The organism is Streptomyces purpureus (genome assembly GCF_014648195.1).
In the GTDB taxonomy this organism is placed as follows: Bacteria; Actinomycetota; Actinomycetes; order Streptomycetales; family Streptomycetaceae; genus Streptomyces; species Streptomyces purpureus.
Map to the genome: position 1 here is coordinate 284,832 of NZ_BMQQ01000004.1, position 12,699 is coordinate 297,530.

Annotated in this window: 13 protein-coding genes and 1 pseudogene; 4 read left to right on the plus strand and 10 right to left on the minus strand. The window is 71.8% G+C overall.

The features are described from left to right. Positions 1–35: 35 nt before the first annotated feature. The 6 genes from IEZ01_RS08410 to IEZ01_RS08435 form a co-directional block, all read right to left on the minus strand. Positions 36–1,253, minus strand: a complete 1,218-nt coding sequence (locus IEZ01_RS08410; protein ID WP_189200754.1) for a DUF6745 domain-containing protein — start codon at positions 1,251–1,253, stop codon at positions 36–38. A gap of 120 nt (positions 1,254–1,373) precedes the next feature. Then, a complete protein-coding gene (locus IEZ01_RS08415; RefSeq protein WP_373287578.1) occupies positions 1,374–1,790 on the minus strand; it encodes a hypothetical protein in 417 nt (138 codons plus the stop codon). Positions 1,791–1,869: 79 nt separating this feature from the next. Beyond that, positions 1,870–3,318, minus strand: a complete 1,449-nt coding sequence (locus IEZ01_RS08420) for a peptidoglycan D,D-transpeptidase FtsI family protein (RefSeq protein ID WP_019885302.1) — start codon at positions 3,316–3,318, stop codon at positions 1,870–1,872. Positions 3,319–3,414: 96 nt separating this feature from the next. Beyond that, entirely contained in the window at positions 3,415–4,074 is a 660-nt protein-coding gene (locus tag IEZ01_RS08425) for a response regulator transcription factor (RefSeq protein ID WP_189200756.1), read from the minus strand. Next, the gene (locus IEZ01_RS08430) at positions 4,071–5,318 is read right to left on the minus strand and encodes a histidine kinase (RefSeq protein WP_189200758.1); all 1,248 of its coding nucleotides are present in this window, start codon (positions 5,316–5,318) and stop codon (positions 4,071–4,073) included. The genes IEZ01_RS08425 and IEZ01_RS08430 overlap by 4 nt, the downstream gene beginning before the upstream one ends. Positions 5,319–5,357: 39 nt before the next feature. Further along, a complete protein-coding gene (locus IEZ01_RS08435) occupies positions 5,358–6,308 on the minus strand; it encodes a hypothetical protein (protein ID WP_189200760.1) in 951 nt (316 codons plus the stop codon). Between the two features lie 175 nt (positions 6,309–6,483). Between IEZ01_RS08435 and IEZ01_RS08440 the strand changes: the two genes are divergently transcribed. Then, positions 6,484–7,011 carry a cupin domain-containing protein gene (locus tag IEZ01_RS08440; RefSeq protein WP_028797390.1) on the plus strand — a complete coding sequence of 176 codons (528 nt, stop codon included), beginning with the start codon at positions 6,484–6,486 and terminating at the stop codon, positions 7,009–7,011. On the opposite strand, the gene IEZ01_RS08445 is transcribed toward IEZ01_RS08440, so the two are convergent. Continuing rightward, positions 6,986–7,756, minus strand: a complete 771-nt coding sequence (locus IEZ01_RS08445) for an IclR family transcriptional regulator (RefSeq protein WP_019885297.1) — start codon at positions 7,754–7,756, stop codon at positions 6,986–6,988. The genes IEZ01_RS08440 and IEZ01_RS08445 overlap by 26 nt on opposite strands. A gap of 245 nt (positions 7,757–8,001) precedes the next feature. On the opposite strand from IEZ01_RS08445, the gene IEZ01_RS08450 reads away from it, so the two are divergent. Continuing rightward, positions 8,002–8,610 carry a DUF1349 domain-containing protein gene (locus IEZ01_RS08450; RefSeq protein ID WP_019885296.1) on the plus strand — a complete coding sequence of 203 codons (609 nt, stop codon included), beginning with the start codon at positions 8,002–8,004 and terminating at the stop codon, positions 8,608–8,610. Between the two features lie 16 nt (positions 8,611–8,626). Here the strand turns inward: IEZ01_RS08450 and IEZ01_RS08455 are convergent, their stop codons facing one another. Next, positions 8,627–9,157 carry an MFS transporter gene (locus IEZ01_RS08455; RefSeq protein WP_019885295.1) on the minus strand — a complete coding sequence of 177 codons (531 nt, stop codon included), beginning with the start codon at positions 9,155–9,157 and terminating at the stop codon, positions 8,627–8,629. Between IEZ01_RS08455 and IEZ01_RS08460 the strand changes: the two are divergent. After that, positions 9,078–10,164: pseudogene (locus tag IEZ01_RS08460) on the plus strand (GlxA family transcriptional regulator). The gene IEZ01_RS08455 and the pseudogene IEZ01_RS08460 overlap by 80 nt on opposite strands. Then, positions 10,161–10,637 (plus strand): GNAT family N-acetyltransferase, encoded by a 477-nt coding sequence (locus IEZ01_RS08465; protein WP_019885292.1) that lies wholly within the window; start codon positions 10,161–10,163, stop codon positions 10,635–10,637. The pseudogene IEZ01_RS08460 and the gene IEZ01_RS08465 overlap by 4 nt, the downstream one beginning before the upstream one ends. Positions 10,638–10,860: 223 nt before the next feature. On the opposite strand, the gene IEZ01_RS08470 is transcribed toward IEZ01_RS08465, so the two are convergent. Both IEZ01_RS08470 and IEZ01_RS08475 read right to left on the minus strand, forming a co-directional pair. Next, complete coding sequence (locus IEZ01_RS08470) at positions 10,861–12,030, minus strand: methyltransferase domain-containing protein (protein WP_189200761.1); 1,170 nt, start codon at positions 12,028–12,030, stop codon at positions 10,861–10,863. A 6-nt stretch (positions 12,031–12,036) separates the two neighbouring features. Further along, positions 12,037–12,180: a hypothetical protein gene (locus tag IEZ01_RS08475; protein ID WP_019885290.1), complete on the minus strand. Its 144-nt coding sequence runs from the start codon at positions 12,178–12,180 to the stop codon at positions 12,037–12,039. Positions 12,181–12,699: the final 519 nt, after the last annotated feature.

A 12,699-nucleotide genomic window follows, 5' to 3' on the forward strand; every position in this document is an offset into this window, starting at 1 on the left:
GTCAGATGACAGATGACAGATGACGTCATCCGCCCTCACGTGCGGCGCCGCAACCGCCCGTACTGCTCCCCGCTCAGGCCGTACGACCACCCCGCCGCCGCCACCGGGTCGTCCAGGAACGCCGGGACACCCAGCGCGTACTGCCGCCGCCGCCCGTCGGGCTCCACCGAGCCGTTCACCGTCAGCAGCAGCCGGGCCGAGCGGCCCCACAGCTCCCGCGGCACGTCGTAGAGGCGCAAGCGGAAGCCGGGGTTGCCGGGGTCGTCGGCCGTGCCGACGAGCCGGAGCCCGGCCTGCTCGATGTACGCGTCCCAGCCGATGCGTTCGATCGCGGCGCGCCGGACCTCCACATTGGTCTCGGCGTGGATCCGCTCCACCGTCGGCCCGGTGACCACCCAGCCCGGCACCCGCGCGCCGTGCAGGACGTACACCCCGCTCCCGTCACGGAAGCGGACCGCCGGGCCGTCGTCGTGGTGCAGCCGGATCTCGCCATGGACGGCGCCGGGAGCTGGTTCGGTGTGTACGGCGGCCGGTCGCTCGGCCATCACGCACCGGCCCTCCCCCGCCCACCACCAGCCGGTGGACCGGGCCAGCCGGGCCCACAGACCCAGCTGCGCGAGGTCGCCCGCCGCGAACCACCCGTGACCGATCCGGGCGCAGGCGTCGTAGTGACCGACCCAGGAGGCGTCGTGCTGCCCCCACCAGGTCAGCGGGTCGGGCGAGTCGGTGCGCAGCGCGCTGCGCACCGGGGCGCGGACCGCGTCGCCCAGCGACCCGCGCAGTGCGTCCCGTACGGCCACCCACAGCACCCGGTCCAGCGAGGCGCCGGCCGCGAGCGCCTCCCGCGGGGCCGTCGAGCGGAGCTGTTCCCAGTCCGGCTCGGGCTTGAGCGGCCGCAGGGACCACCCGTACCGATCAGGCCCGCGGACCGAGCTCTCCAGCCGGTCCCGCAGCTCCGACTGGAGCGTGGCGAGACGTGAGGGCGGCGACCATCCTTCGGCCCGATCGGGCAGCACACCCGTGTGCAGCCGCACGGGCCCGAAGGCGGGGTCGGTTCGTACGAGTTCCAGTCCGGCGGACGGAGAGTCCACCCAGGTGAAGCGGGGCGCCGGCGCGTCGATCAGCCGGTACAGCTCCCGTACGGCATCCTCGGCCTCCGCGCGCTCGGCGCTGTGCGCCGACAAGCCGTGGGCCAGCCATGCGTCACGGACCGCGCACGCCTCGCGTGCCCGGTCCATCTCGGCGGCCCTCACCGCTCGATGGCGGAGGCCGCCTTTCCGTCGTTCACGACGTCAACAGAGATCATGCGCGCAGCATGCCATCCCAACTCCGCTCCCGGCAAAGGAATTTCGGCGGCGCAAAACAGGGGAGTGTCATGCGCGGGCGGCCCGGCGGTTCTCGTACCGCAGCGCCGCGCCGGTCACCACCGCCCCCACGCCCTCCCAGATCCCCACCCCGAGAAAGCCCTCCGCCGCCCGGCCCGACAGCACCGCCGTCGTGAACACCGCGCAGGTCAGCAGCCGGAAAGGGACCGTCCAGCGGAAGAACGCCCGCCAGTCGGCCAAGGCCGCCAGCACGTAGTACACACCCATGTTGAGCGCCGCCATCGACGACGCCATGAGGAACACCAGGGTGTGGTCTCCCTCCGCCCGGCGGGCCGAGGGTATGGGCTCGAAACCCATCAGCGAGATCATCACATCGGGGGCGACCAGCCCCACGACACCGAGCGCCGCGGCGAGCACGCCGAAGACCGCCATGGTCCAGCCGGACAGGGAACGAGGCAGCCGCACGGAACTCCTCCGCCAACACAGGGACGTCGATCGACACCCCCTGCATATCGTGCGGCCCGCCCCGCCCCCGACCCAGGGTCTACTTCAGCGCCGCGGCCATCATCTTCTGCGCCACCGGAGCCGCCAGACCGTTGCCGCTCACCTCCGAGCGCGCCGCCCCCGAATCCTCGATGAGCACGGCCACCGCGACCTCCTTCCCGCTGGAGGAATCCTTCGCGTACGACGTGAACCACGCGTACGGCGTCTTGCTGTTGTTCTCGCCGTGCTGCGCCGTGCCCGTCTTGCCGCCCACCTCCGCGCCGTCGATCCGGGCGTTGCTGCCCGTGCCCTGCTCCACGACCGTCCGCATCGCGTCCCGCAGCTGCCCGGCGGTCTGGGACGACACGATCCGCGTCGATCCGGTGTCCTCGAACGACTGGAGCGTATTGCCGTCCCCGTCCACCACCTTCGACACCATGTGCGGTGCCATCAGGACTCCGTCGTTGGCAATGGCGGCCGACACCATCGCCATCTGCAGCGGCGTCGCCGTCACATCGAACTGCCCGATCCCCGACAGCGCCGTCTGCGCGTCGTCCATCTTCGACGGGTACACACTCGCGTAGGCACGCACCGGCACGTCCAGCTTCTGGTTGTTGAAGCCGAACTTCTCCGCCATCGCCTTCACCTTCGCCTGGCCCAGATCCACGGCCATCTTGGCGAAGACGTTGTTGCACGAATACCGCAGCGCGGTACGGATCGTGGCGTTCTCGCACGGCGCCGACGGGTTCTCGTTCTTCAGCACCCGCACCGTCCCCGGTAGCGTGTACGGATCCGGGCTCTGGGTCGCCGTGTCCACCGACCCGTACAGCCCGTCCTCCAGCGCCGCCGCGGCGACCACCAGCTTGAACGTCGAGCCCGGCGGCAACGGCTGCCGCATCGCCCGGTTCACCAGCGGCTTGTCCTCATCGGCGGTCAGCTTCCCCCACTCCGCCCCGTCCGTCCCGCCCGCGATCTTCGACGGGTCGTACGACGGCGTACTGACCATCCCCAGGACGCGGCCGGTCTTCGGATCGAGGGCCACGGCCGCGCCCTTCTTCGAGCCGAGCGCCTCGTACGCCGCCTTCTGCACCGCCGGATCGATCGTCGTCAGCACATCGCCCGGATCCTGCTGCTCACGGGTGAGCGTGTCCAGCGGACTCTTCAGCCGCGAGTCGGTCCCGTCGAGCACATCGGCGTAGACGCCCTCCAGCTGCGTGGCGCCGTACACCTGCGAGCTGAACCCCGTGACGGCCGCGTACAGCTCGCCCTGCGTGTACGTGCGCTTGTACGCCAGATCACCACTCTCCGTCCTCTTCGAACCGGTGACCGGCGAACCGGCCACGATGATGTCCCCGAGCGGCCGCGCGTACTGCGCGATCACCTTCCGGCGGTTGTTCTTGTCGTCCGCGAGTGCCCTGTCCTCGTACGCCTGCACCCAGGTCGCCCGCATCAGCAGGGCGGCCACCAGCAGCAGCGAGAAGACAGCCGCTCGCCTGATCGTTGTGTTCATCCCACAGACGGGACGAGCGGAATGCAGGCCTCCGTTCCCGATGTGTCCGGTTTCTCAGGGAATCCTCATCTCCGCGCCGCAGCCCTCAGGGGAGCCCTACCCCGGTGTGATGAACCCCGACTCGTACGCCGCGATCACCGCCTGCGTACGGTCCCGCGCCCCCGTCTTCGCCAGCACCGCCGCCACATGCGTCTTCACCGTCGCCGGACCCACCCCCAGCCGCCCCGCGATCTCGGCGTTGGCCAGGCCCGTCGCCATCAGCCGCAGCACGTCCGCCTCCCGGTCGGTCAGCCGCGCCGCCCATGGCGGAGCCGCCGGCCGCCGCCGCGCGTGCTCCGCGGCCAGGCCCCGCACCGCCGCCGGGTACAGCAGCGAATCACTCCGCGCCACCAGCCGCACCGCGCTCACCAGCTCGTCCGCCGCGGACCGCTTCAGCACGAACCCGGCCGCCCCCACCCGCAGCGCGTCATACACATACGCGTCGTTCTCGAACGTCGTCACCACCACGATCCGCGGCGGCCGCTCCATCGTGGCCAGGATCTGCTCCGTGGCCCGGATCCCGTCGATCTCCGGCATCCGCACATCCATCAGCACCACATCGGGCCGCACCTCACGCACCACCGAGACGGCCTCGGCCCCCGTCGACGCCTCCCCGGCCACCTCGACATCCGGCTCGGCGTCCAGGATCACCCTCAGCGCCGTACGTACCATCCGCTCGTCGTCCGCCAGAACGACCCTGATCGGAGTGCCCGTCACCGGCCACCGCCCACCGGCAGCCGGGTCGCCAGCCGCCACACCTCGCCGACCGGACCCGACGCCGCCGTACCGCCCAGCAGCCGGGCCCGCTCCTCAAGGCCACGCAGCCCACGGCCCCCACCCGGCCGGACCACCGGCCCCCCGGCCGGCAGCGGATTCTCCATCACGATCTCCAACTCCTCCCCGTCCACACCGATCCACCCCGTCACCGGCTGACCGCCGGCATGCCGCACCGCGTTCGTCAGGCCCTCCTGAACGATCCGGTACGCCTCCCTGGACACCGCCGCCGGCACCCGGTCGAGACCCTCACCGATCCTTAAGCCCACCTTCGCCGCGGCCGCCCCCGCGAGGAGCCCGTCCAGCGCCTCAAGGCCCGGCCCCGGCAGCTCCCCGTCGTCCTCGCCCTGCCGCAACAGGCCGAGCACCGCGTCGAGTTCACCGACCGTGCGCCGCGTGGTCTCCTCGATCGCCGCCAGCGCCTCCCGGACGAACGCCACATCCGCCGCCGCGTCCGAATCGAGGACCCGCCGCGCCGCACCCGCCTGCAAGGTCACCGCACTGAGCGCATGACCCACCGAATCGTGCAGCTCCCGCGCCAGCCGGTTGCGTACGGCCAGCTCGGCTGCCCGCCGCTCGGCCGCCGCCAGCCGGTCCGCCGGGGTGGGACCCAGCAGCCGCGGCGCCTGACGGGCCATGAACGACCCCGCACACGCCGCCGCCGCCACGAGCGCCAGCAGCATCAAAAGACCGGCGGGCACACCCCCGTAGACCAGCCACTCCTGGTCAAGCGACCAGAAATGGGCCACCGCGGAGGCACGCAGACCGGGCGAGAACGGCAGCAGCATCGTCGTCACCGCGAACGGCGGCAACGCCAGCGTCGCACCACTGACCAGCCCGCCCAGCCCGACGTGCAGCGTGTACCAGCCCGCCGTCCGCAGCCGCGCGTCCCGGCTGTCCGCCGGACCCTCCGCGAACCGCCCCTCCGCCACCCCGCACAGCGACCTCGCCGCCGCCACCGACATCGGCCGGGTCAGCGGGAAAAGCGCCGTGACGGCGGCCAGGGGCAGCGCGATCGCATACGCCGTGAACTGCACGGCCGGCGACGACGCGAACATCGCCTGCCCGCCCAGCAGCGGCCCGGCGACCACCGTCCCCAGCAGCCAGTACGGCATCAGCAGGGCCCCGCCCAGGATCAGATGCACCCAGCGCAGCCGCGCCCGCCGCCCGAACAGCCTGCCGGCCACGGCCCTGCCCGTATTCCCCCGCACTCCTGAGCCCCCGCCCTACGCGCCGCGGCGCCGCAGCACGACCGCCAAGCAGCCGGCCATCAGGAGCCCCGTGATCATTTCTCCAGCGTAGGCGGTCAGCATCCACCCGGTGACCCGCTTGCCGGGATCGTCGACCGGCAGCAGCGCCGCCGTCAGCAGGTAGGCTCCCCAGGAGCCGAGCGCAGCCGAACCCAGCCAGGCCAGCGCCAGCGGGGTCCGCACCCGCAGCGACCGGCCCAGCCGGAACACCAGCATCAGCGTCCCCGCCACAGCGACCGCCGCGAAGGCGACCCGCATGCCCTCCAGGAGGGCGAAGTCGCTGGTGCGCTCCGCGATCCGGGCGGGCGTCAGGCCGCCCTCCACACCGAAGGCCCAGAGGGTGTGCAGGGCCACCGGTACGAGAGCGAGGAGCGAGGCGACGACGGCCGTGGCCCGCGTCCCCGCGCCGGACAGCGACCGGGGCAGCTCACCGACCCGGCCCCGCGCCACGTGCCCCCAGCGGTCCCGGGCGTACGTCACGAACAGGGCGCCGAGTGCGAGGGCCTGCACGATGAAACCGCCGTAGACGACCCCGAAGACCCAGTCCTCCAGGAACGGGCGGCCGTCGGCGACCCGGCGCGGGGCGCCCATGAACGCCGCGAGGACCAGCTGGGCCGGGTAGGCCACCACGATCGGGGAGAGCAGCCCGGTCGCCCCCCACATCGGCACGGCCGGCAGCCAGGCCCGGACCCGCAGCCCCCAGGCCTGGGTCAGCAGGAGGGCGAGCACGACGACGGCGGCGTCCATCAGGACCGTGACGCCGTTGGCGACGGCCATCACCGTGCGGTGCTCCAGCAGCACACTGCCGTCCGGTATGCCGATCCGGCTGCCCGCGATCCAGGCGATCTTCAGCGAGACGTACGGCAGGCAGGCGGCGACGGTGATCGCGCGCAGGGCGCGGCGGGCGGGGGAGAGCGGTGGTGTCATGGCTCCCACGCTCCCGGCCGCACTGTGCGGGCACGTCCTGCCTGATGACGAACCGCCTCCGCCGTGCGGGGGAGAGCTGTGCGGGCGGTCCGGTGGGGCGAGGGGGAAATTGACCCACGATCGAGGGGTCTGAATGACCTGCCTGGCGGGTCGATCTGCTCCTAAGCTGATCTTCATGAACACGCAGACGCCTTTGAACATCCCGGCTTTCGCCCCCGTCCTCACCCGCGGCGCCGACGCCGAGACCACCGCGGACCCGAGCAGTGTGATGACCCTCCTGACCGACTCGGACACCACCGGCGGCCTGCTCACCAGCTACCGCTCGTCCTTCGCGAAGGGCGCGGTCGGAGCCCCCGCCCACTTCCACACCAAGGCGTCCGAGATGTTCTTCGTGCTCGGCGGCTCACTGGAGGTGCTGGTGGGGGAGGAGCTGACCGTCCTGAACGAGGGCGACTTCCTGCTCGTACCGCCGCACACCCCGCACGCCTTCGCGGCCGCGCCGGGTGCCGAGGCGGACGTGCTGTTCGTGTTCACGCCGGGGATGGCGCGCTTCGACTATCTGCGGCTGCTGGGCCGGGTGATGCGCGGTGAGGCGGGGTTCGAGGAGATCAGGGAGTCGTCGGAGCGCTTCGACAATCACTACGTCGACAGCCCGGTGTGGCAGAAGGCGCTGGCCGTCAGAGCCGGCGCGTCGCCAGAGTGAGGCGGTCGCGCGCGTCGAAGAGCGCGTCCTTGATCGTCTGTTCGTGGCCCGGTGTCAGCCGTGCCACGGGCACCGAGCAGCTGATCGCGTCACGCGACGGTGTCCGGTACGGGATCGCGATGCCGAAGCAGCGCAGCCCCAGCGTGTTCTCCTCGCGGTCCACGGCGTATCCCTGCTCGCGGACGGCGTGCAGCTCGTCGATGAGCTTCTCGCGGTCCGTGATCGTGTGCTCGGTCACCGCGGGGAGGGTCTCGGGGAGCAGCTTGCGGACCTGCTCGTCGGTGTGGGTGGCGAGCAGGGCCTTGCCGAGCGCGGTCGAGTGGGCGGGCAGCCGGCGGCCGACGCGGGTGAAGGGGCGCAGGTAGTGCTGGGACTGACGGGTCGCGAGGTAGACGACGTTGGTGCCGTCGAGCCGGGCGAGGTGGATGGTCTCGGTGGTGTCGTCGGAGAGCCGGTCGAGGGTGGGCCGGGCGGCGCTCACGACTTCGTCGCCGTCGATGTACGAGGTGCCGACGAGCAGGGCCCGTACGCCGATTCCGTACCGCGTACCGGTGGCGTCGGTCTCCACCCAGCCGAGATCGACCAGGGTGCGCAGCAGCATGTACAGGCTGGACTTGGGGTAGCCGACGGCTTCCTGGACGGCGGCGAGGGAGTGCATGCCGGGGAGGCCCGCGAAGTATTCGAGCAGTTCCACCGTGCGTACGGCCGACTTGACCTGCGCCCCACCCGAATCGGCAGTCGACATTCGCCCCGCACCCCTTGTGTTCGCGTTCACCTATAGGAACTGCGGTCAGAATAGCGAACAGGGGCAGGGCGGGCAGCAGAACCAGTGTGGAGCCCGGACCCCTGGACGGAAAGCCCGCCCGAGCAGTCTGCGGTCGAGACCACAGCGGACGGGATCCCCCGGACGCTGCTCCCTTGGGAGCCGTGTGACGGCAATACTCCCGGTCTTCCCCGTCGTGCCGACGGGCGCCTGGAACACTGACCCCCATGGATCTGGTTCTCCCCGAACTCCCTTTCCCGCTGCGCGCCTACGGTCCCGACGCCGACTGGTCGTACGAACGGGGTGTGCTGAACGGCTGGGCGGGCGCCCGGCAGGACCGTTTCGTGCCGCCCACGGGCGACGCGCTGGACCCGGCGTCGGACGCGCCGCGTCTGCTGGGCGCGCCCGAGGGCGATTTCCAGCTCCTCGCGCGCGTGAAGGCGGGCTTTGGTGCCGCCTTCGACGCGGGTGTGCTGTACGTCCACGTTGCCGAGCGGGAGTGGGCCAAGCTCTGCCTGGAGCTCTCCCCGGACCGGCCGACGGTGTGCACGGTCGTGACGCGGGGGCACTCCGACGACGCCAACTCCTTCGTGGTCGACGGCGACAGTGTCTGGCTGAGGGTCAGCAGGACCGGAGGCGCGTTCGCGTTCCACGCGTCGACGGACGGCGAGAAGTGGACGTTCGTGCGGATCTTCTCGCTGGGGACGACGGAGCAGGCGTCGGCGGCGCTGGTCGGTTTCATGGCGCAGTCGCCGGTGGGCGAGGGCTGTGTGGTCTCCTTCGACCGGATCGAGTACCGCCCGGCGTGGCCGCAGGGTCTGCGGGACGGCTCCTGAACGACCGGTACGGGCCTCAGGCGCGGGGCAGTCGCAGCGAGGCCGCCGTCGTAACCGTCAGCAGCACGGCGCTCACCAGCAGGCTGGTGCGCAGGCCGGTGGCGAAGCCGCCCGCCACCAGCGAGCCGAAGACCGCGATGGCCAGGCCGCCCGCGGTCCGGCGGACGGCGTTCAGGAGACCCGCGGCGGTGCCCGCGCGGTCGGCGGGCATGGCCTCCATCATCGCGGCGATCAGCGGCGGCAGCGAGAAGCCGCAGCCGAGGGCCAGCGGGACGAGGGTGACGGCCAGCGGCGGCAGAGGTGTTGCCGGGCCGACCGTCAGCAGGAGCAGCAGTCCGCCGACCGCCACCAGCTGGCCGGTGACGATCGGCAGCCGGGGGCCGTAGCGAGCCGCGACCTTCGCCGAGGCGATGTTCACGGCCGCCAGCAGTAGTGGCCCGAATGCCATATGCCCGGAGGTTCTGGCCATGTCGGTGGCGCTGGGGTCGTCGGCCCGGCGGGTCGAGGTGATCGCCGCGCCGCCGGTGTCGATGTTCAACCTGTCCATCCCCGAGATGCTGTTCGAGAAGGCCGAGGTGGACGGGGAGCGCTGCTACGAGACGCTGATCTGCGCCCCCGACCCGGGGCCGGTCGCCACGGCCGGGGGTCTGGAGCTGGTCGTCGCGCACCGCCTCGACGTGGTGGACACGGCGGACACGGTGGTCCTCGCGGGCAGCGGGGTGTACGACGCGCCCGACGCGCGGATCCTGGACGTGCTGCGGCGGGCCGCAGCGGCCGGGAAGCGGATCGCGTCCTTCTGCACGGGCGCGTTCGCGCTGGCGGCGGCGGGGCTGCTGGACGGCCGGGCGGCGACGACGTACTGGACGTACCGCGAGGCGCTCGCCGCCCGTCATCCGTCGGTCGACCTGCAGGACGACGTCCTGTACGTGCAGGACGGGCCGATCTGTACGTGCAGGACGGGCCGATCCTCACCTCGTCCGGGACGCGGCCGGGATCGACCTGTGCCTGCACATCATCCGTACCGACTACGGAGCCGCCGTCGCCAACGCGGTGGCCCGGCTCGCGCTGGTCGCGCCGGTACGGCCCGGCGGGCAGGCGCGGTTCACGCACACCCCGCTGCCGCCGGAACGGGGCGTCTCCTTCGCCTGCACGCGCGCGTGGGCCATGCGCCACCTGGACGAGCCGCTCACGCTGACCGACCTGGCCCGGCACGCGGGGGTGTCGGTGCGGACGCTGTCGCGCCGGTTCCACGCGGAGACCGGGGTGAGCCCGCTGCAGTGGCTGCTGCACCAGCGGGTGGAGCGGGCGAAGGAGCTCCTCGAGACGACGGAACTGGCCATGGACCAGCTGGCCCGGGCCGCGGGCCTGGGCTCGGCGGACTCCCTTCGCCGGCATGTGCTGCGCCGCACGGGCCTGACCCCGACGGCGTACCGCGCTTCGTTCACCCGCCGCGGCCTGCCCACGGACCTCAGCGCCGACCGCCCCGGTCTGCCCGCGGGCATTCCCTGCCTTCCCGCAACCGCCGCCGGTCCGTCCGCGTCCTCGGTCGCGTGATCCGATACGCCCACGCCGAAGATCTTGACGCCATCGCCGCCCTGCACCGCCAGGCCCGGGCCACCTACTACCGCGGTCATCTGCGGGAGGGGGAGTTCCTGGGCCCCGAGGAGCTGGCGCGCGGCCGGGCCGGGTGGACGGCCGCCGTCGCGGAGGGCCGGGTGCTGTGCGCGGAGCGGGAGGGCGAGGTGGCCGGGGCCGCCGCCTTCGGCGTCCGCGACGGCGTCATGTACCTGACCCAACTGCATGTCGCCCCGGCTCACTGGCGCCAAGGCGTCGGCACGCGGCTGCACGCGGCGTGCGTCGAGGCCTGGCGTACGGCCGGGGTCACCACCGCCCGCCTGGAGGTGTACGAACACAACGCCCGCGCCCAGGCCTTCTACGCGGCCCACGGCTGGCGCCCCGACCCGGCGGCCCCGCGCGCCGGCAGCCATCTCGTGCTGCGGCTCACACTCCCCGCAGGTCAGGAATGAGCCGGGTGACGGCCGCGTTGGCCCTCCCGTGAGCGGAGGAGGTCCCTCCGGGCCGTATGAGTGGGAGTGGAACAGCATGCGCGTCGAGATCTGGAGCGACATCGCCTGCGCGTGAACCAACGGAACCACAGGTTATCGCAGGGCCGTTGACCAGCGGTGACGAACGCGAAGATGCCCCGGTCGGCGCTCGCGGGGGAAGCGCAGACCAGGGCAGTGCGGGGTGTCAGCCCACGGCGGGGACGGGGTGGTCCGGGGAGTCGAGCCAGGCGCGTTCCATGCCGTCAGCCACGGTCAATCCGAACCGATCGAACCCGGGTCGCTCCTGTCCGTGCCACCAGTAGTAGGCGGCTTCCGTCTCGTCCCACAGCCGGCGGGGACCCGCCTGCACCACCGCGAACGAGTCGGCCCCGGGTTCGTAGTCGGCCGATGCCCACGACTCCGTGTCGGTGCTGTACGTCCACAGGGTGTACGTGCCGTCGTCATAGCGTTCCACGCTCCAGAACGCCCCAGACATCTGGAGCCCGATGGCGAACTGTTCCACCCACCCGCCAACCTCGGCGGGCGAAAGCGTGGTGGTGCTCCTGGTGCCGTCCGCAGGCCACTCGTGGCCGTTCAGATAGGCGTCATGCCGTGGTAGGTCCGGGCGCTGCTGCCGCAGGCGCATGAAGGCGCTGGAGCGCGTGAAGCGCCCGCTCGCCGTTCCGCCGTCCACGGTCAGCCTGACGATGGCTTCACCGCCGTACAGGGTTCCCCAGGGGGCCACGATCAGCCCGCCCGAACGCGTCTGGTCCACCCATGCCCGGGGAACCTCGCCGACCGAGCACGTCGCGATGACACGGTCATACGGTGCCCCTCCTGCGTACCCCAGCCGGCCGTCACCGACGATCACCAGCGGAGACAGACCCGCGGTGCGCTGGTTCTCCCCGGCCCCCTTCGCAACCTCAGGGTCGAACTCGATGGAGACGACGTTCTCGGCGCCGAGCCGGTGTGCGAGCAGTGCCGAATTCCAGCCCGTGCCCGTTCCGATCTCCAGCACCCTGTGCCCGTCTGCGACGCCGAGATCGGCCAGCATCGAGAACACCATGTGAGGCTGCGAACTGGAGTTGGAAGGCGTCTTGCCCAGCCCGTCCCCGGTGTGGCTGCCGTCGTCCCACTGGGTGGTCAGCGGGATGTCCGAGTACACCGCCGCGAACCACGCGTCCGGGTCCTCGGTGCGGTCCACCATGGGGTTCTGCCGGGTGCCGTCCGAGATTCCGGGCCAGATGCGGTCAGGTACGAACTTGTCCCGGGGCACCGCCTCGTAGGTCGGCAGCCAGTCCGATTGCAGAGCGCCCGAAGCAACGAGCGCGGAGGCGAGCCCCGAGGGGCCCACCTCCTCTTTGCGCGCGGCCATCCGGTGCTACTTCTTCGCGGGGCCGGAGCCGTCGGAGCTGTTCCCGCCGCTCGTCTCGGACCCGCCGCCCCCGTGTCCGCGTCCGCTGCTGCCGTCGTCCTGCTGGCTTCCGCCCTGTCCGCTTCCGGTACCGCCGCCGTGCTTGGGCATCTCGTGCTCCTCAACTCGTGATGGTGTGGGGCTTTCACTTACTGACCCGCCCTGGCGGGGGCGGGGGCTGTGGGGGTCAGGCGGGCCTTGCGGTGGCCGGGTCGGCGTGCCACTCGCGGCCCCGTGTTCGGACCAGAGAAAGGCGATGGGGCGCTTCCTGCGTCGGTTCGGCGGGTCGGACGGGTCTTCCCACTCGGGGTCGAGATCCCGCAGGATGCCGACACGACCCGCGCTGTCCTCCACCAGCTTTCCGACATCCCGTTTCGTGATCACTTCGGGCACTCGTTCTCGCGGTGCCGGTACACCACGGTGGGCGGGGCACCGATCCGCGCAACGATGTCCCGGTGCACCTGTTCAAGGCTGCCGATAGGCCCGTCGCAGTTCGAACACCTCTCACCCGTAGGCGCGTAAGTCAGGTACTCCGATTTCGCGCCCGCATTCGATCTGGTTTGGCTCGCCATCGTCCGCCGTCCCCTCACGTGATCCGACGACGACCACGCTACGGAGAGCGAAAGCCCA

Coding starts and splice junctions, on each gene's coding strand:
- IEZ01_RS08420 (WP_019885302.1), bottom strand. CDS start 3,318: ATGAACACAACGATCAGGCGAGCGGCTGTCTTCTCGCTGCTGCTGGTG.
- IEZ01_RS08435 (WP_189200760.1), bottom strand. CDS start 6,308: ATGACACCACCGCTCTCCCCCGCCCGCCGCGCCCTGCGCGCGATCACC.
- IEZ01_RS08440 (WP_028797390.1), top strand. CDS start 6,484: ATGAACACGCAGACGCCTTTGAACATCCCGGCTTTCGCCCCCGTCCTC.
- IEZ01_RS08445 (WP_019885297.1), bottom strand. CDS start 7,756: ATGTCGACTGCCGATTCGGGTGGGGCGCAGGTCAAGTCGGCCGTACGC.
- IEZ01_RS08450 (WP_019885296.1), top strand. CDS start 8,002: ATGGATCTGGTTCTCCCCGAACTCCCTTTCCCGCTGCGCGCCTACGGT.
- IEZ01_RS08455 (WP_019885295.1), bottom strand. CDS start 9,157: ATGGACAGGTTGAACATCGACACCGGCGGCGCGGCGATCACCTCGACC.
- IEZ01_RS08470 (WP_189200761.1), bottom strand. CDS start 12,030: ATGGCCGCGCGCAAAGAGGAGGTGGGCCCCTCGGGGCTCGCCTCCGCG.
- IEZ01_RS08475 (WP_019885290.1), bottom strand. CDS start 12,180: ATGCCCAAGCACGGCGGCGGTACCGGAAGCGGACAGGGCGGAAGCCAG.